Origin of the sequence: Secundilactobacillus folii, assembly GCF_009720675.1 — a bacterium.
In the GTDB taxonomy this organism is placed as follows: Bacteria; Bacillota; Bacilli; order Lactobacillales; family Lactobacillaceae; genus Secundilactobacillus; species Secundilactobacillus folii.
Genome location: NZ_WNJO01000004.1, coordinates 1 through 17116 on the forward strand (window position 1 = coordinate 1; position 17116 = coordinate 17116).

At 43.7% G+C, this 17116-nt stretch carries 19 protein-coding genes; 14 read left to right on the forward strand and 5 right to left on the reverse strand.

Translation table 11 applies throughout. The annotated features are described in order from the left end of the window. The first annotated feature begins 96 nt into the window (after nt 1–96). From GM612_RS03995 to GM612_RS04025, 7 genes are read left to right on the forward strand one after another with little or no spacing between them, the layout of a single operon-like run. Nucleotides 97–498, forward strand: coding sequence for a molybdenum cofactor biosynthesis protein MoaE (locus GM612_RS03995; protein ID WP_155431110.1), 402 nt, complete (start codon nt 97–99; stop codon nt 496–498). 2 nt (nt 499–500) lie between these two features. After that, nucleotides 501–746, forward strand: coding sequence for a MoaD/ThiS family protein (locus GM612_RS04000; RefSeq protein WP_155431271.1), 246 nt, complete (start codon nt 501–503; stop codon nt 744–746). 10 nt (nt 747–756) lie between these two features. Next, the gene (moaA, locus tag GM612_RS04005) at nt 757–1755 is read left to right on the forward strand and encodes a GTP 3',8-cyclase MoaA (protein WP_155431111.1); all 999 of its coding nucleotides are present in this window, start codon (nt 757–759) and stop codon (nt 1753–1755) included. 3 nt (nt 1756–1758) lie between these two features. Next, the gene (locus GM612_RS04010; RefSeq protein ID WP_155431112.1) at nt 1759–2952 is read left to right on the forward strand and encodes a nitrate/nitrite transporter; all 1194 of its coding nucleotides are present in this window, start codon (nt 1759–1761) and stop codon (nt 2950–2952) included. A 29-nt stretch (nt 2953–2981) separates the two neighbouring features. Then, nucleotides 2982–3281, forward strand: a complete 300-nt coding sequence (locus tag GM612_RS04015; protein ID WP_155431113.1) for a cupin domain-containing protein — start codon at nt 2982–2984, stop codon at nt 3279–3281. 16 nt (nt 3282–3297) lie between these two features. Next, complete coding sequence (locus GM612_RS04020) at nt 3298–3630, forward strand: metal-sulfur cluster assembly factor (RefSeq protein ID WP_155431114.1); 333 nt, start codon at nt 3298–3300, stop codon at nt 3628–3630. Between the two features lie 28 nt (nt 3631–3658). Beyond that, entirely contained in the window at nt 3659–4567 is a 909-nt protein-coding gene (locus tag GM612_RS04025; protein WP_155431115.1) for a helix-turn-helix domain-containing protein, read from the forward strand. Nucleotides 4568–4789: 222 nt separating this feature from the next. Here GM612_RS04025 and GM612_RS04030 read toward each other — a convergent pair whose 3' ends face one another. Together GM612_RS04030 and GM612_RS04035 are read right to left on the reverse strand one after the other, a co-directional pair. Then, nucleotides 4790–5557: a sulfite exporter TauE/SafE family protein gene (locus tag GM612_RS04030; protein WP_155431116.1), complete on the reverse strand. Its 768-nt coding sequence runs from the start codon at nt 5555–5557 to the stop codon at nt 4790–4792. A gap of 225 nt (nt 5558–5782) precedes the next feature. Next, on the reverse strand, nt 5783–6535 hold the full coding sequence (locus GM612_RS04035) for a sulfite exporter TauE/SafE family protein (protein WP_173021225.1): 753 nt from the start codon (nt 6533–6535) through the stop codon (nt 5783–5785). A 156-nt stretch (nt 6536–6691) separates the two neighbouring features. Here GM612_RS04035 and GM612_RS04040 point away from each other — a divergent pair, with 156 nt between their 5' ends. From GM612_RS04040 to GM612_RS04050, 3 genes are all read left to right on the forward strand, one after another. Further along, nucleotides 6692–7345 carry a hypothetical protein gene (locus GM612_RS04040; protein ID WP_155431118.1) on the forward strand — a complete coding sequence of 218 codons (654 nt, stop codon included), beginning with the start codon at nt 6692–6694 and terminating at the stop codon, nt 7343–7345. Nucleotides 7346–7454: 109 nt separating this feature from the next. Further along, nucleotides 7455–8111 carry an ABC transporter ATP-binding protein gene (locus tag GM612_RS04045; RefSeq protein ID WP_155431119.1) on the forward strand — a complete coding sequence of 219 codons (657 nt, stop codon included), beginning with the start codon at nt 7455–7457 and terminating at the stop codon, nt 8109–8111. Beyond that, the gene (locus GM612_RS04050; RefSeq protein WP_155431120.1) at nt 8104–8865 is read left to right on the forward strand and encodes an ABC transporter permease; all 762 of its coding nucleotides are present in this window, start codon (nt 8104–8106) and stop codon (nt 8863–8865) included. The genes GM612_RS04045 and GM612_RS04050 overlap by 8 nt, the downstream gene beginning before the upstream one ends. Before the next feature lie 154 nt (nt 8866–9019). Here the strand turns inward: GM612_RS04050 and GM612_RS04055 are convergent, their stop codons facing one another. After that, nucleotides 9020–9988: an NAD(P)H-dependent flavin oxidoreductase gene (locus tag GM612_RS04055; protein WP_155431121.1), complete on the reverse strand. Its 969-nt coding sequence runs from the start codon at nt 9986–9988 to the stop codon at nt 9020–9022. A 137-nt stretch (nt 9989–10125) separates the two neighbouring features. Here GM612_RS04055 and GM612_RS04060 point away from each other — a divergent pair, with 137 nt between their 5' ends. The 3 genes from GM612_RS04060 to GM612_RS04070 all read left to right on the forward strand — a co-directional run bounded on the left by GM612_RS04060 (nt 10126) and on the right by GM612_RS04070 (nt 12810). Further along, nucleotides 10126–11049 (forward strand): LysR family transcriptional regulator, encoded by a 924-nt coding sequence (locus GM612_RS04060; RefSeq protein ID WP_155431122.1) that lies wholly within the window; start codon nt 10126–10128, stop codon nt 11047–11049. Nucleotides 11050–11173: 124 nt separating this feature from the next. Continuing rightward, nucleotides 11174–11824 carry a DNA-3-methyladenine glycosylase family protein gene (locus GM612_RS04065; protein ID WP_425500329.1) on the forward strand — a complete coding sequence of 217 codons (651 nt, stop codon included), beginning with the start codon at nt 11174–11176 and terminating at the stop codon, nt 11822–11824. Between the two features lie 311 nt (nt 11825–12135). Then, entirely contained in the window at nt 12136–12810 is a 675-nt protein-coding gene (locus tag GM612_RS04070; RefSeq protein ID WP_155431124.1) for a type 1 glutamine amidotransferase, read from the forward strand. A 216-nt stretch (nt 12811–13026) separates the two neighbouring features. Here the strand turns inward: GM612_RS04070 and GM612_RS04075 are convergent, their stop codons facing one another. Continuing rightward, nucleotides 13027–14790, reverse strand: a complete 1764-nt coding sequence (locus GM612_RS04075; RefSeq protein ID WP_155431125.1) for a hypothetical protein — start codon at nt 14788–14790, stop codon at nt 13027–13029. Next, entirely contained in the window at nt 14787–15272 is a 486-nt protein-coding gene (locus GM612_RS04080; protein WP_155431126.1) for a hypothetical protein, read from the reverse strand. Before GM612_RS04080 ends, GM612_RS04075 begins: the two co-directional genes overlap by 4 nt. A gap of 679 nt (nt 15273–15951) precedes the next feature. Between GM612_RS04080 and GM612_RS04085 the strand changes: the two genes are divergently transcribed. Then, nucleotides 15952–17073: an NAD(P)-dependent alcohol dehydrogenase gene (locus tag GM612_RS04085; protein WP_155431127.1), complete on the forward strand. Its 1122-nt coding sequence runs from the start codon at nt 15952–15954 to the stop codon at nt 17071–17073. The last annotated feature ends 43 nt before the right edge of the window (nt 17074–17116 follow it).

A 17116-nucleotide genomic window follows, 5' to 3' on the forward strand; every position in this document is an offset into this window, starting at 1 on the left:
TTTCTAGAATTATTAGGGAATTGACTAATTTCAACTGGAATATTCTTTTGAAATAATAAGGGGTGTAATGATGAATAGGAAATACAGGTGGTCAATATGCATTATCTCCGCATTTCTGACGCTCCCATTGAGGTGGCAGCGTTATACGAAAAACTGAAAGATCCAAAGTATGGTGGCATTGTCACCTTCGTTGGGACTGTCCGTCAGTGGACGGGTGAGATCGAGACGAAGTATATCGACTATTCTGCATACCATCCAATGGCTGAAAAACAGTTGGAAAAACTCGCTGACCCAATTGAAGCACAGGGCGCTCGAGTGGTCATTGCGCATCGAACCGGTCACCTAGAGCTCACGGATGAAGCGGTCTTTGTCGGTGTAGCAGCTGCCCACCGTAAAGATGCCTTCCGCTGGTGCGAGTATCTGATTGACACGCTTAAAAAAGACGTCCCGATCTGGAAAAAAGAAACGGACACCGACGCAGTAAGGTGGGGTGATTAGTGATGGAGATTCAAGTGAAACTGTTTGCAATGTTACAAGAACAGCTTGGGGATTCAGTGGCTGTCGAAGTGCCAGCGCAGCCAACCGCAGACCAGATCAAGGGTGCCGTTGGTCAATTGGCGCCAAACGTTCGGCAAATGGTCAGTACGGCGCGGTTAGCTGTCAACCAAGAATTTGCCGGTAACGGGCAATTAAAGCTCAGTGCGGCTGATGAAGTGGCGCTGATTCCACCGGTAAGCGGCGGTTAGGAGGAATAATATGGAAAAACTTTATGATAAGTATGATCGTTTGCACGATTACGTTCGACTTTCAATCACGGACCGTTGTAACTTACGGTGTGTCTACTGCATGCCCAAAGAAGGACTACCATTTTTCCCGACGGATAAGGTCTTATCACAAGACGAAATTGTTCAACTGATTCAAAACTTTGCTGAAATGGGCGTATCCAAGGTTCGAATCACGGGTGGTGAACCGCTGTTGCGAACCGATGTCGTCGATATTGTGCGACGAATTAAAGCGGTACCTGGTATCAATGATTTGTCGATTACCACGAACGGGTTATTTCTTGCCAAACAGGCTAAAGCACTTAAAGAAGCGGGCTTAGACCGCCTCAACATTAGTCTGGATACTTTCAAAGCTGATCGGTATAAGGAGATTACTCGTGGTGGCAACATTAATCAGGTATTGGAAGGTATTGAAGCAGCCAGCAAACTGCATTTTAAAAAAATCAAGCTTAACATTGTGCTCATTAAGGGTCAAAATGATGACGAGGTCTTAGATTTTCTGCGTTACACTAAAGACCACGACGTCAACGTGCGTTTCATCGAATTCATGCCAATTGGGAACTCCTTAAAAACCTGGAAGAAGGAGTACGTTGGTCTAAAGAACGTGTTTGACGTGGCGGATGAGAACGGAATGGTCTATCACCCCATCGAGTTAAGGGGCAACGGGCCCTCGGATAATTACCAGATCGAAGGGTACGAGGGTAGCTTTGGCTTGATTCACCCCATCAGTTCAAAGTTTTGCGAAAATTGTAACCGCCTTCGAATTACGGCGGATGGTTACGTGAAGGCCTGCCTATACTGGAACGAAGAGATTGATATCCGCTCAGCAATTCCGGATAAAAAAGCATTTCGTAAGCTGATTCAAAAAGCGTTGGATAACAAGCCGCTAAATCACGAGATGGCGATGTCTGAAACGGATCGAATTATTGACAAAGCACCCACTTGGCGTCATATGAGTCAAATAGGAGGATAAATTATGGCAACTCAACAAGATGTGGCACACGGCAGTCGTTACAACGCGTACATGGCGTTGTTCATGGCGACGGTAGCAATGATCGTTTGTTTTATGTCCTGGTCAAACTTTGCACCATTATCAGCACAGGTGGCAACCATGTTCCACTTGTCAGTCGGCCAGAAGACGTTACTGCTGGCAACACCAGTGTTATTAGGTTCGATTATGCGGATTCCAGTAGGGATTTTAAGTGACAAATACGGTGGCAAAAAAGTTTATATTATTCTGATGGTCTTTATCTTGATTCCGCTATTCATGATCACCAAAGTCCACACGTTTGGCATGTTACTGGTCGCAGCATTGTTAGTCGGAATGGCAGGGACGTCATTTGCGGTTGGTGTTTCGTACGCGTCCGTTTGGTTCCCGCCAGAACAGCAAGGATTCGCGTTAGGAATCGTGGCCATGGGGAACATGGGTAACGCTGTAGCCGCGTTGACTTTACCGAAGATCTCAGCATCGTATGGCTTCACAGCCGTTTACCATTTTCTGATGGTACTCACAGTGATCTTGATTATCCTCTTCGCCATTTTCTGTAAGGAGATGCCGACGAATAAGGAAAAAACGATCTCTGGCGCCCTGTCAGTGGCTAAGGAGAGCAGTACCTGGTACTTATCACTGTTTTACTTCTTAACTTTCGGGCTGTTCGTGTCGTTTACCAACTTAACACCGGTCTTTTTGGGTGATATTTTTGGGGTAAATGCAGTTACGGCGGGTCTTTATTCAGCCTTATTTGCCGCTTTATGTACCTTGATTCGACCGGTCGGCGGCTCAGCAGCTGACCATTTGCGGCCGATGTCGATGTTACAGTGGGTGTTCATATTAATTGCGATTTTTTCAGCCGTAATTATGTTATCATTTAAGTCACAAGCCATCTTTATTATTGGAATTGTTGGCACTGGCTTAGCAGCCGGTTGGGGCAATGGCGTTATCTTTAAAATGGTACCCTACGTTTCAAAGGGTAATACCGGAGCGGTTACGGGCTTCGTTGGCGCAGTTGGCGGTTTAGGTGGGTTCTTCCCGCCGTTGGTCGTTGGCTGGATCAAAGGCTGGACTGGCAGTTATGAAATTGGGATTGCACTGCTGATCATCACCGCATTAATCTGCTGGTACGTGTTACGCCGCCGCTTTATCAAGGGTGACGTGCACATTGTTCAATAATTCTGAATATATTTTGGAGGCACATAGTTATGGAAGTCTTATCACCAGATACAACCGTTTCAGAAGGTCCAGATCGGATGCTTTCCGAGCGTCATTTATCAATTGTTCGCTTGGTCTTACCTAAGGGGAAAACAATTAAACGTCACCGCTCAATGATGACAGTTACCGTTGTCGCCATTAAGGGTTCGATTCAGTTTCACACCGATGACGACGTCACCACTTTGACGCCGGGTAAGGCGGTGGTAATGCGTCCCGGTGAGTTTCACTGGTTAGAGGCACCGGATGAAGACGGTGAAGTAATGGTCGTCCATGGCGTACTGGCACAATAATTAGGAGGCAAAAATTATGGCAGAAGAAGTTGGCGAAAAATTTTCTCCCATTGAAAATAAAGTCATGACTGCACTGGAAGATGTGATCGACCCAGAACTGGGTATCGACATGGTCAACCTAGGTTTGATCTATGACATTAACGTTGATGATGATGGTAATTGCGTGGTGACGATGACGCTGACGACAATGGGTTGCCCACTGGGGAACCTGCTGGCGGATTCGATCACCGAAGCGGTGACTTCGGTAGACGGGGTTAAGACCTGTGATATTAACCTTGTCTGGGAACCTGCCTGGGACATGGATCGGATGAGTCGGTTCGCGAAGGTTGCTTTGGGTATTCATGGTTAAACAAGCTTTAAGATGGGATTGATTTCAAATGGACATCGCAAAATTTGTGGCGCGACGCAAATCGTTACGCATCTCACAGGTTAAAATGTGTGAAGGTATTTGCACACAATCAACACTTAGTAAGTTTGAAAGCGGCGGTCACGTACCGTCGCTGGCGATTCTAAGTAAACTTTGTGCGCGGATCGGCCTCACGATTGATGATTTAAACGACAGCAACTCGGTAAATGCTAATCAGTTACAAAGCGAGTTAGATGATTTAGAGCAGCGGTTAGTCATGGAAGACTACCGGGGCGTTTTGGCCGGTCTCAAAGAAATTGATGACCAGCAGATGGATTCAATCCTCTTAAAGATGCAGTTTTACTATCTCCGAGGCTTTCTGGGCGCCATGATCAATCAGCCACCAGAAGAAGTCCTCTACGATTTTTCGCAAATCTTAAACGAACTGGACGAATCTCATGAAACGATTTTTACCCAGTTGGTCTACGTGGGCTCAGGCGTGATGTATAGCCGGATGAATCAAGCTGACCGCGCGAATTTCTATTTCAAAAAGGTTCATGCCTTCATTCGAAACGTGCTGAAGGATGAGAAAATGTATTTTAATCGGGTCGGTGACAACTACCTCCGATTGTTAACGCTGGTGTTTTTCTCCGCAAGCTATTACAACGAAACACGGAAATTCAAACAGAGTGAGCAACTGGTCAACACCGGTGTGAAAATCTGCGCGCAACACCACGTCACCTACTACTTACCGCGACTGAAATTTTTAGCGGCTAAAAATGCGATTGAAGAAAAACAGGATAAGGCCGTTGTTGAGCGCTTGATCAATGAAGTGTTGGCCTTTGCCAGAATTAATGACAGTCAGGTGATTCAGGTCAAGGCTGCGGCTTTGAATACCAGATACGAAAAGGGTGAATCACTGACTGATTTAATCCCTTAATAGGGAGTTGAAGGACGCACTTGCTTGTTGAGTGCGTCTTTGCTATCTAGGGATTAAAAATGATGAGCACTTTAAAAATTAAAATGAGTCATTCAGGTTGTCGGTTGCCATCAGCCATTATGATTGCAATGGTTATTACACAGCTCTAAAATAATCAAATTTTTATGACTCAAAAAACGCCTCAGCTTATTGCTGAAGCGCTTTTGATATGTAGCTTGTTCACTAGAAATAACTTTGCCAAAATAGAAAGCCTGCTAATCCAAAGGCGGCAAATGCAATCAGTGTTCGAATCGGTTGAACGGGAACGTGGCGTACAACAACCGGTCCTAGATAGCCACCAATAAACATCCCCAAGCCTAATGGCACCACCATCCACCAGTAAACTTTAGTGGTGAAAGCGTAGATGAAAATCGACATGATATTCGTGACAAAGGTCGTGAAGTTTTTGATGGCATTGGTCACGGCAAAGTTTTTCTGTAGTGTGAAGATTAAAATTGCCAGCAGGATCATGCCAGCAGAAGCCCCGAAATAACCAATGTAGACTCCAACCAGAAAAATGGCCAGGTAGCGTAGAAAATTTTTCACGGGGTGCGGTTTTGACGTGGTTCGTTTCAGTGGCTTCTTTCGGAATTGAGACCAGAGCATTAAGATGCCAGCACCAAAAATCAAAAACGGAACGACTCGTTCAAAGGTCGACTCCGGCGCAAAAGCGAGGATCAAGGCACCCACGATGCCACCACACAAGGCGACCAAGGAAACCCTGGTCGTAATTCGACCGTTACCGTGCAGTTCCTTTGAAGAGGATAAAAGGGAACCGATCCCGGTGAATATTAAAGCAGCGGTATTGGTCGTATTAGCACTGACCGCTGGAAGTCCCAATGCCAGTAGGGTTGGGTAGGAAACTAAGGAGGCTAAGCCGGCAATCGTTGAAAGTAGTCCGGCAATAATACCCGCGATAATTAAAATGAGAATAATGAGCCATAATGACAAGTTACTGCCTTCCTTCAGTGGATGATTTATGTATTTAAATGCATACTGTTTATTATAAGGTAGGCATTAGCGAGTATTCAATAGTAATATTAAAAAATAGTTAGAAAATTAGAAAAACTAGATTAATTTGCGGATACAACGCCCAAAAGAGCCTCACTTTAAAATGAGACTCCTTTTTGCCATTTCTAAGAGGACTTATCAATACTATTCAAACGGGAATGATGTTTACCGATAACTCTGCCAAAATAAGTAGCCGGCTAAGCCAAAGGCAGCAAAAGCAATCACCGTTCGAACTGGTTGGACCGGAACGTGTCTGATGACTACGGGACCGGAATAGCCGCCAATAAACATCCCTAAGCCTAATGGAATGACCATCCACCAGTAGATTTTAGTAGTGAAGGCGTAGATGACTAGTGACAAAACGTTGGCTGAAAAGGAAGTGAAATTTTTGATTGCGTTAGTGACGGCAAAGTTTTTCTGCAACATTGCCAGTAGAATCGCTAATAGGATCATCCCAGCAGAGGCTCCAAAGTAGCCAATGTAGATTCCTACCAGGAAAATTGCGATGTAACGAAAAACGTTTTGAACCGGATGATGAGGCACAGTGGCTGTGATCACCTTTTTCTTTTTAAACTGAGTCCACAGCATCAGTGCGCCGGCGCCAAAAATTAGGAATGGCACGACCCTTTCAAACGTTTTTGCGGGGGCGAACGCTAGGATCAGGGCGCCAAAAACACTTCCAATGAGTGCCGTTGAGGCAACTTGAAGAGTAACCTTACCGTTACCTTTAAGCTCCTTGGTTGATGACATTAATGAACCGATTCCCGTAAAAATAAGTGCGGCGGTGTTGGTGGTATTGGCGCTGACTGCGGGCACCCCTAAGGCTAGCAGGGTGGGATAAGAAACTAATGAAGCTAGACCCGCAATGGAAGCCAGCAGCCCAGCAGCAATTCCAGCAACAAATAAAATTAGGACCATGACAAATAATGACAAGACTTCAACTTCCCCTTTAAGATATTTGATAGAATAATAATGATTATTATAGTTGAGAGCAGTCGGATTCTCAAATCGTTACCCACCGGAAGAACGAGGTTAGAAGCCAACACGATTCTATTTTTGAGGGAAGGTGAAAGCATGGCAGTTCAGAAGCAATCAGACAACTTAAGGCGTCAAAAAAGAGCCTTATTAGCTAAAATACAAAGTGTGCAAGCTCGGTTATCACTGACTAACCGGGCAGTGCTAGCCATGGAACATATATCACCAGAAAGGGAAATGACTTTTTACAAGGCGAGCGCTGATCTAGAAATATATACCCGAATACTGAGCACTCTTGAATTCATTTCACAGCAGCTAAAACGTTCCCCGGTCGACTTACCTGCTTATACCCAGCAACAGCGACAGCTGACTCTCCATAACATTTACCTGCGAAACCGGTACGCTTTTTGGCTGAGTAATTTTGTTACTGCAGGTGGTACGGCTGATTTTTTACGCCTGGAAGCACAGCAAAATGGCGATGCAATTATCAAACAAATCGTCTGGAGTGGTAATTTATTGATTAGTCGAAAAAAGGTGCGCCATTTACTAACTCACGCGAAACAGTTAAAGCCCATTTCTGATGCTGAATATGACATGATTGTTAATGTTATGAAGGAAGATTCGAATGCCCCGACGTTGTTTTACACGAACTTGGAGTTGATCCATTTGCAGCATAAGTTAACCGATGTTAAAGTCCATGATCAGTCTTGGGATAAGTTGATCGTGCTTCAGGCGGGTAATTCTCATGCCTGATCAGCCCGCGAGCTAAGTTGAAACAAATCGTCCAAGGCTATTTAGTACCCACCAACCGAATTCTACGATAAACTAAAACAAATAATAATATTTACCGGGGGCGGGTAGCATGGCTGAACTTATTTTTGATATTCAAGAACTAAATTATGTGGTTGGAGATCACCAGATTCTGCACAGTATGACCACTCAAATTGAAAAGGGGGCTAACCTGACCATTGAGGGACCATCTGGTTCAGGGAAGAGTACCTTTTTAAGACTATTGGCAACGTTATTAACACCCACGTCTGGGACGATTCTCTTCGAGGGTCGAAACCAGTTGGAATACCCGAAAATCAAGTATCGTCAGCAGGTTTCCTACTGCTTTCAACAGCCAACCCTTTTTGGAGAAACTGTTCGGGACAATTTAAAGTTTCCGTTCGAGATTCGCAATGCTGCATTTGACGAACAAAAGGTTTTAACATCACTAGAATCTGTTGAACTGAGTGCAGACATGATCGACCAGCAGATCACGAAGTTATCTGGCGGGGAAAAGCAGCGCGTGGCCCTCGTTCGCAACCTCCTTTTTACGCCTAAAGTGTTGTTACTCGACGAGATTTCAGCTGGCTTAGATGCGGATACAAAGGGCGTGGTTCACCGACTGATCCAATCCTATCGTGCTAGTGGGGTCACCGTGATCTCAGTGACCCATGATGAAACTGAAATTGCCGCAGCAGATGACCTGATTGAGATTCGTAATGGTCAATTGGGGGTGCCGAGCCATGAATAACAATCTGATTGTCAGTCCAACGGCGCTGGCCTTTGCGGTGGTGCTGGTCGTGATTGCCTTAGCCATTAATTTAAAGGAAAAGATCGGCCTCGAGCGTGACATGATCATTGGCGTTGTCAGAGCCATTATTCAGCTTACCATTGTTGGCTATGTGCTGACTTACATCATCAAATTTAATCGGGTTTGGCTAACGGCACTCATGGTGGCCATCATTATCTTTAATGCCGCTCAGAACGCAAAGGGGCGCGCGGATGGTATCCCACACGCCTTCTTGATTAGTTTACTGGCGATCGCCACGTCGACACTAGTCACGATTGCCCTGCTGATTTTTGCTGGGGCGGTCAAATTTGTGCCCAGTCAAATCGTGCCGGTATCTGGGATGATCGCTAGCAATGCCATGGTAGCGATTGGGTTATCCTACCGCAGTATGAATACTAGTTTTCATGATCAACGCCAAGGGGTTTTAGAACGATTGGCACTCGGGGCGACTCTAAAGCAAAGCTCAGCCCACATCGTGCAAATGGCGGTTCGAACCGGGATGGCGCCAACAATCGACTCGGCCAAAACGGTCGGTATTGTGAGTTTACCTGGAATGATGTCTGGTCTAATTTTTGCTGGCGTTGATCCAACCAAGGCCATCATGTACCAGATCATGGTCACGTTTATGCTGTTAGCGGCCACTAGTATTGGCAGCGTGATTGCGTGCTACCTTGCTTATCCACGGTTTTATAATGCGGATATGCAGTTGCGCTAGAGAGGGATCTATATTTTTTAAAATTCAGTTGTAGACAGATAAAGAGCTTGGCTCATTTCGAACCAAGCTCTTTAAATTGTCTCATCCAGTGTTGTCTGTCAATAAGGCCAACAGGTTAAAGGCTTTAACCCGTTACTATGTCAGAATTTGTTAATTAATTTTCGACTGGTACCCCAGCGTACAGCCGATCCATAATTGTTGCTACGGATTCAATCTTATTGATCTGTGAGATTCCCAAGCCAAACGAAGCATATCCCTGTGTTAGATCTCCGACCAGCATGCCTAAGCGCATCCCATCAAAAGCGTTGCTGGCTTTATAGATCTCCTCGCGGCTGGCACTGTCATTATCCATCTGAACCAGCTTATTTGGCAATTCACCTGGAAGGGAACGGTAATAAGCAGGTTCAGTGCGGTACATCACCAGATCATCTGCGTCTTCATCTAATGCTTGCTGCTTAATATTATCAGCCATTCGACTCTCTTCAGACATCATAAAGGCTGTACCAACGTAGAGGCCTTCTGCACCCAAATCAAAGACCGCCTTTGCGGTTCGAGCATCCACAATGCCACCTGCTGCCATCACTGGGACGTCTCCAGCTGCATCGACGATCATTGGGGTGACAGATAAGGTACCAATAACTTTATCAGGTACGGTCCCACCCTCGTCAAAGCCGGTGGCAACAATGATATCAGCACCAGCAGCCACAGCACGCTTAGTGATTTCTACCGATGGATTGAGTGGTCGGTAGACGATCGTGATGCCAGCGGCCTTGAGCTTATCAAATGCGGCTTGCGTGAAGTCACCTGCAGCGACTGCAACAGGCACTTTTTCGTCGATCATGACTTGCAGGGTTGGTTCAAAGAAGTCGTCGTCAATTGCTAGAATGTTGAGGCCAAATGGTTTGTTGGTCAGTGCCTTTACCTTTTGAATTTCAGCCCGTGTGCGATCCATGGTAACGTCAATCGAACGGGTCATTTCGGTTTGACCAGCATTAAAGCCTAAAGTTCCCAGTCCACCAGCATTACTTGCTGCGGCGACTAGCTTATCATCGGTCAACCAGAATAGTGGCGCCTGAATGATTGGCTTTTCAACTTTCAAAATTTCGGCAACTCGATTAGTCATAATTATTCACTCCAGTTATAGTTTAGTTACATTTAAATTGATTCATGTGCTATTATATTGTCATGTGTACATTATCTCCAATAACAAATACAATGTGAATTATTACTATTTAGATATAATTTTTAAAGGAGCCAAACATGAGTACTAATCGGACGCTACTGCACATTTTAAAAACGGTGGATTATTCACAAACTATCTCGGATATCGCTAATCGACTTTATTTAAGCCAGCCCTACATCAGCAAGCTTTTAAAGGAGACTGAAAGTCGCCACCATGTGGTGATGGTGAAACGCAGTAAGCCAATTGAATTGACGGAAGCAGGACGAACCATGATTCACGGGTTACAGTCAATCGTTGATGAAGAAGACCGGCTGAATGAAAATCTGACTGCAGTTGCCAATCCTGTGAAGCAACCCATTAAAATTGGGGTGACCGACCCCTTTATCAGTGGGACAATCAGCGAAGCGATGACGGATTATTACGTTAGCCACGATGAACAGCGGTTCAGTATCCGAATGCTGACGGATCTCAATGACCATCAGGAAACCATGAACAACACGGATATTTTAATTGGCAGGCGATTGACTGGTAGCCAATTTGAAAAATTGGACGTTCCAAACCGACAACTTAGTCTGTTTGTTACTAACCATTGCCGTGGGTATCAACCCGAACAGCTCTATCAGAAATTCAGTCCTGATATGATGGCAAATTTGGACCTGTCGACTTATGTGGGCCTGGCAGGGTGTAACGCATTCGAGTGCTATGTTGATTTGAGTTTTAGAAAAGAAAACATTGATTTAATTCGAGCCATCACCGTTCCAACCGCTGCAGATGCTTTGCGGACGGTTGACCGGTTACCGAAAGCAACGACGATCACAACGTTAACGACTGCTAAGCAAGTATTTCCTGAACTGGACTTTAATTTGATCCCACTGCCAGCTAGTTTTATCAGCTTGGAAACGAGCATTAACTATCGTCAAAATGCAAGTGCCAACGTGATCGACACGGCAGCGTATTTGCAGCGAGCCCTGGTGCATTTGGATGCCAAAGTGACGGTTTGAATTCCCAGAAATCTCAATCATTGGCGTAGTAAAGTGTCATTGGTTGAAACCTTTAGGGCTTTGAAAGCGTCATTACGCAAAAGACTAATCCTCTAATTTTAGGTTGTCAGAAGGGAGAATGATAGTGTCCCAAAAAGTTAAACTAACTTTTCAGTCTCCAGAGATCCAGTATCTTTGTCGTCAAGACAAGCACCTTGCAAAAGTGATTCACATGATCGGGCCAATTGAGTACGAGATCCAGCAAAACGGCTATGGCTTTTTGGTTGGCGAGATCATGGGTCAAATGGTGTCAAATAAAGTCGCCGCTATCTTCGTCCAACGGCTAAAGGCTAAGTGTGATCAAAGCATTACACCTGAACGAATTGAAACGCTATCAGACAAAGAGCTGCGTGACATTGGCATTTCCAATTCAAAAGTTAGCTATATTCGCAACGTGACGAAGGCTTTTAACGATGGTGAGATTTTAGCGACGAACTTTGAAAATAAAACTGATCAGGAAATTTTGGCTACCTTAACGTCTGTCAAAGGTATTGGCAACTGGTCGGCTAAAATGTACCTCATCTTTGTGCTAAATCGTCCCAATGTTTTGCCATATGAAGACTTGGCGTTTCTTCAGGGCTACGGTTGGATGTGGAATACTGACGATTATAGAAAACAGTCAGTCAGCAAAAGGTGCAAAAAATGGTCGCCCTATGCTTCAATTGCAGCCCGGTATATGTATCAAGCGCTAGACCGAGGGTATACTAAAGAGAAGTTTCATTTATTTAAAAAATAGGGCATGGTATTTTCGTAAAATAGACACGGAATTTGGTAATTAGGCTCAGTTTGCTTTTTTTTTAGTAGTCGGATTCAGATATTATTGACTTGTGGGGTGGGGTTGCCAATTGCAGGTTTTCTGAGGGAGTTTGGACAAGCACTTAAAGGAGTGGTTTTTAAGACTGACTAAACTGCGGCACATACTAATTAAATTGACAGTAAGCAGTAGGGCTCGTCATTTCTAACAATTTTGTGCTATTCTGAAAATAATCCGGGTAATTGCAGGCGATACCTGAACCAACATTGCCGTTGAAATGGAAAGGAATAATCATGAGAATTAACGTACTTCAACATACACCGAGCGAAGGTCCTGGTAGCATTGCAGACTGGGCTGCAGAGCGCGGTCATGATCTTTACATCTACCATCCCTACCAATTTAACGGTATCTTGCCAACTGCGGATGAAACTGATCTGCTGGTTGTACTGGGCGGACCAATTAGTCCGAATGACGATCTTGACTGGATCAAAGCAGAACGAGAATTGATTGCACAACTACTTAAAGCACATAAACCGATTTTTGGGGCCTGCTACGGTGCACAACAAATCGCTAAAACGCTAGGGTATCAAGTCGGGAAAGCCCCGCATAAAGAAGTTGGCTGGGCGCCAGTTTACCGTCAAAGCGATGTGATTCCTAACTTACCGGAGCAATTAACAGCGTTACACTGGCATGAAGAAATGTTCGAAGTTCCCAAGCAAGCTCAGTTGCTGTTTACCAGTGACTTAGTTCATAATCAAGGCTTTTTGCTGGGCAATAACGTGATCGGTCTACAATTTCACTTGGAGCCGAAGTTATTAAATGTCCGCACAATGACCATTAACGATGGGGCTTATGCGTTGACTAACAATGCGTTGCACCAAACCCCAGAAGAAATTAGAAATTTACCAGTGCCAAAGGAAAACCGTGAGATGATCTACCAGATGTTTGACTATATCACTAAAGCTTAGCGGAAATCAGAATTATATGTCATCATTATAGTAGGAACGGGCTGATGAACTGGTTTAATTCGTCCGTTTGTTGGTCGTTTAATGGTTAATCATTTAAGTTGCGTTAAAGAAGCGTACCTCACGAGTGGGTACGGCTTCTTTAACGTTTTTTGTCTTTTATTAGAAAGTCTATTGAGAAAAAGTCGTTAGTTAATTAAAGAGACTTTTGTCACGGCCTCATTTTGAGAATTTTAAAATGCGACGATTGCCAAATTGTTTTATTAACAAGAAGAACAATAACAAGCCCCAAAAGATACCGGTCGAGAAGCTTAATGCAGCGGTGAAAAACGTCGGGCGGTACGTTAATCGAAAGACGTTAACCCCTTTATTTAGGTGAATGATAGGTTGCTTCAAGGGGTTAAATTTAATCTTAGTCTTCGGTACTTGGTGGTTATTCAAAAATAGGCTAGAACGTCGGTACATGACCAGTGGCAGAATTTGATATTTTGCCTTCTTCATTTTGAATTTGACTAAGAGATTTCCCTTGGATGTGACCCTTTTAGTGAAGTGGCTATTGTCCACCTTGACTAGGTCCCAATACAAAGGATAAGCAAATCGAAGACTCTTTCCTGGGTGAGACGGAGTTAGCGAGTTAGTTGTGGGAAGATAATCTACGGAATTCTTCTTAATAGTAGTTAATCCTGCTTGGAGGTTTTGACTATTGAAAGCTTTCTTGATCGCGGCGTTATTAGCAAATTTCGTTACATTGTGTGAGTAGGACAGCACAGTATGCTCATTCCATGCCATGCTTTGTGTATTTACAAGGTAAGCGGCAACGCCAAGGTTAGCAAAACTGATGGCCAGTGCGATCGAATAAAAGGACTTTTTGAAATGAACATGGTTGTAATTTAAGCCAACCAAGATTGGGGTTAACAGCTCAGGAAGCACGTTTAGTCTCCTTGGAAATTGAAGTAAGACCTGTAGTGCGGGTAGATGATGACTAACCCAAGTCCAAGGAAAAATTGGCGAGGCAACTACGATAAAAACGACAATTGTTACTACAACGGATTTCGCTAATATGGAAGTTTGCTTCCAGTTCAGTATGCTGATTATTAATTGAGTGGTAATAAGTACCCAAAAAACGATACCGTGAGTGAACGCAAAATTAATGGTATTAGGTAATGAAAGGTTGAAAGTTGAGGTATAGTCTGCCATGTTGGCGTATGGCCACGGGGTTAAAAGGGTATTGGCAGGCATAATTTCCAACATAACACCCCAAACATTACCGGTTAGCAGAATAGTTTCAATGACTGCTAAAAGGCCATAACTTAGGCTTTTCTTGGTGTTTTTCTTTTGAAATAGGACCCCTATGATGATGGGCACGAGGGCAATTGTTGTGATGATTGCACTAAGGATATGCGTTTGAATTAAAATGGCCATGGGTATCGCTAATGCTAAGCTGTTTTTCCAGTTGATTTTTTGGTTGAAGAACGTGAAGGCACCTGCGAAGACGTACGGCATGAGTGCCGCTCCCCAACCAGTAAATTGTTGCGCTGTAATCCAAACAATGACGGCAGGACTGGTTGCGTACAGTGTAGCGGCTACGAGTTGTAGAAGCCTATTGAACTTTAGTTGTCGGCCAATCACCATCATGCCAAAAAACGCGACAACCATGAGCATGGCGCTCGACAGGACTTCATAGTGAAACCATGATCCAGCCATTAGCAACAGTGCGCCCTGAAGGTAAGCCATAACCGCACCATAGAGTGCATTAACAATTCGCCCCGTTTCATCGAAGCCAAAGTTCATCAAAAAGTAATTGTAATGACCGGTCTTAATTTGAGCCATCGTGTCGTAGAATCGATTGAAATGAAATATAGAATCGACGCCTAAAATCACACTGTGGGTATGAACTTGTGGCCAAAGCGTTATACAGATGACAATCGCCAGTACCACCACTGTTTCAATGAGAAATCTAAAATTTGACTTTGAAAGTGTCAATTCAATTCCTCCCGTTTTTGAGCCGGAGTTGATGTTTTTTCTCTAGTGGTGAAGGAAAGAGAGAACCATAAAGGCCATAGAACGAGTAAAATTTGAGCTGGCTGAAAATGCCAAACTGGACGGAAAAGCCAAGCAAATATTCCAAAATATTGTTGCTGTGGTGTAAAAAGGTTACCATTTGCTAAGCTAAACGTGTTACCAATGACACGCTTATCCAGCCAAATGAACCACCAATAGTAGAAACAGTTAGGGTACAGTATGAGACCAATGATCAGATACAATACAAAAATTGTGGCCACCAACGGATTGTACGGAATCAAAATCACGTGCCAACTGATCCAATGGTAAGTATTAACCCAAAACTGAGCAGTGAGTAGCAGAAATATCGGCACGCTTAGAAACTTTTTGAATATATCCCAAGGTGATCGATTTATCCAAAAATATTTCAACCAAAGCACTCCAAATTCAGCAATAGTTTTCATTATAATCCTCCCAAGCCCATGACATGTGTGCTACATCTCTAAGGCTCTGTGGTATCTCAAGTGCATTAACAGCAGTTTCTGTCATTGTATTCCATAAAAGAAGTTTTTCCAATTTTTCGTCATGTATTAATTAGACTAAATAAGTATTTGATTGTGGCAACATTAAATAGAAGTTATTAACCACACAAATGCAGGCTTATAATTCTGGCCTGAAGATCATAGAGGACACTTGTAAAAAAACGTCTAAAGTTAAAAATACCATTTAAGGTAAATTTTAAAAATTAATTTTGTAAATTGTGCATGAATGAGCTAAATGATTAGAAAAGAATCGCAATATCTGCTCAGTTGTATGCCTATCATGAAGCGATTTTCATGCTATATTTCATAGGATGAGACGGAAATTGCGGTCTGTTTACTATGTGAGAAAAATAACAATCACTAAGAATCTAACCAAAATTTAATTATTTATTTTACTGAAACCGCTTTATTTCTGCGTCAAAATGGTCTATAACAGAGTTGTTGAATGAATGAGAAGTAATTCACAAGTAATCAGATTGTTTCGGTGTTCTCATAATCGCCAACTAATGGAGGTTAAGCCCATAATTACTTGCCAATTAGTTTTCAGGTTGATTTTCAACAGATGTTAATTGGTTAATTAATTTTATGGAGATGACATGTTATGCGGATCAAAGCAGCAGTTGTTGATAAGCAAGGAAGTAATTTCGATATCAGAGATGACATTGAATTAGCAGACATGGGGGCTGATGATTTACAAGTCCACATGGTTGCCAGTGGGATTTGTCACTCAGATGAAGCTTTACGTAAAGGTGATGCCGTAATTGGCTATCCAATTATTTTAGGGCACGAAGGTTCTGGGATCGTTGAAAAGGTTGGTCCTGAAGTTAAGAACTTCAAGCCTGGTGATCACGTTGTTCTATCATTTTATAGCTGTGGTGCCTGTGACAATTGTCTGCAAGGTATTCCAACCCAATGCTTGAACTACGCTGCAAACAACCTGTCTGGTGTTCGTCCAGACGGCAGTGCTCACTTTACTGAAGGCGGCAAGCAGGTTGATGATATGTTTGATCAATCATCATTCACAACTACCACCATTGTTCGTGAAAGCAACGCCGTTAAAGTTGACAAAGATCTTGATCTTCGTAAGCTTGGACCTCTGGGCTGTGGCTACGTAACTGGTAGTGGTACTGTTTTGAACACCTTGAAGCCAAAGCCAGGTCAAACAATCGCCGTCTTTGGTACTGGTGCCGTTGGTTTAGCAGCCATGATGGCCGGCAAGATCTCTGGCTGCACCACTGTTATCGCTGTTGATGTTGTTGATTCACGGTTGGAGTTGGCTAAGGAATTAGGTGCCACTGACGTTATCAACAGCAGCAAAGAAGACGCCGTTGAAGTTATCAAGTCATTGACTGGTGGCTATGGTGTTAACTTCGCTGTTGACACAACTGGTGTTACCAAGGTCATGGAAGATTCCATCCAAGCCTTAGCACAAGGTGGGACTTCAGCTTGCATCGCCGTTACTCCTAACCACGTTGATTTGGATACTTGGAACGACCTTTGTGTCAGCGACCGTTCAGTAATCGGTGTTAACATGGGCGATTCAATTCCACAAATTGACATTCCTCGTTTGATTAAGTTCTACAAGGCCGGCATGTTCGACTTCGACAAGACCGAAAAGTTCTACGACTTCGATCAAATCAATGAAGCTAACGCAGATTCTGGTAGTGGTAAGACCATCAAACCAGTTTTGATCATCGACAAGGACTACGTTCCAGGCAAATAATTGCTTAGTTGGTTGATTTAATTTTAAAAATAAACTTGCATTT

Excerpts from the sequence above, each read along its gene's own strand:
- GM612_RS03995 (WP_155431110.1), top strand. The coding sequence starts at position 97 with ATGCATTATCTCCGCATTTCTGACGCTCCCATTGAGGTGGCAGCGTTA.
- GM612_RS04000 (WP_155431271.1), top strand. The coding sequence starts at position 501 with ATGGAGATTCAAGTGAAACTGTTTGCAATGTTACAAGAACAGCTTGGG.
- moaA (WP_155431111.1), top strand. The coding sequence starts at position 757 with ATGGAAAAACTTTATGATAAGTATGATCGTTTGCACGATTACGTTCGA.
- GM612_RS04010 (WP_155431112.1), top strand. The coding sequence starts at position 1,759 with ATGGCAACTCAACAAGATGTGGCACACGGCAGTCGTTACAACGCGTAC.
- GM612_RS04015 (WP_155431113.1), top strand. The coding sequence starts at position 2,982 with ATGGAAGTCTTATCACCAGATACAACCGTTTCAGAAGGTCCAGATCGG.
- GM612_RS04020 (WP_155431114.1), top strand. The coding sequence starts at position 3,298 with ATGGCAGAAGAAGTTGGCGAAAAATTTTCTCCCATTGAAAATAAAGTC.
- GM612_RS04025 (WP_155431115.1), top strand. The coding sequence starts at position 3,659 with ATGGACATCGCAAAATTTGTGGCGCGACGCAAATCGTTACGCATCTCA.
- GM612_RS04035 (WP_173021225.1), bottom strand. The coding sequence starts at position 6,535 with ATGGTCCTAATTTTATTTGTTGCTGGAATTGCTGCTGGGCTGCTGGCT.
- GM612_RS04040 (WP_155431118.1), top strand. The coding sequence starts at position 6,692 with ATGGCAGTTCAGAAGCAATCAGACAACTTAAGGCGTCAAAAAAGAGCC.
- GM612_RS04045 (WP_155431119.1), top strand. The coding sequence starts at position 7,455 with ATGGCTGAACTTATTTTTGATATTCAAGAACTAAATTATGTGGTTGGA.
- GM612_RS04050 (WP_155431120.1), top strand. The coding sequence starts at position 8,104 with ATGAATAACAATCTGATTGTCAGTCCAACGGCGCTGGCCTTTGCGGTG.
- GM612_RS04055 (WP_155431121.1), bottom strand. The coding sequence starts at position 9,988 with ATGACTAATCGAGTTGCCGAAATTTTGAAAGTTGAAAAGCCAATCATT.
- GM612_RS04060 (WP_155431122.1), top strand. The coding sequence starts at position 10,126 with ATGAGTACTAATCGGACGCTACTGCACATTTTAAAAACGGTGGATTAT.
- GM612_RS04070 (WP_155431124.1), top strand. The coding sequence starts at position 12,136 with ATGAGAATTAACGTACTTCAACATACACCGAGCGAAGGTCCTGGTAGC.
- GM612_RS04080 (WP_155431126.1), bottom strand. The coding sequence starts at position 15,272 with ATGAAAACTATTGCTGAATTTGGAGTGCTTTGGTTGAAATATTTTTGG.
- GM612_RS04085 (WP_155431127.1), top strand. The coding sequence starts at position 15,952 with ATGCGGATCAAAGCAGCAGTTGTTGATAAGCAAGGAAGTAATTTCGAT.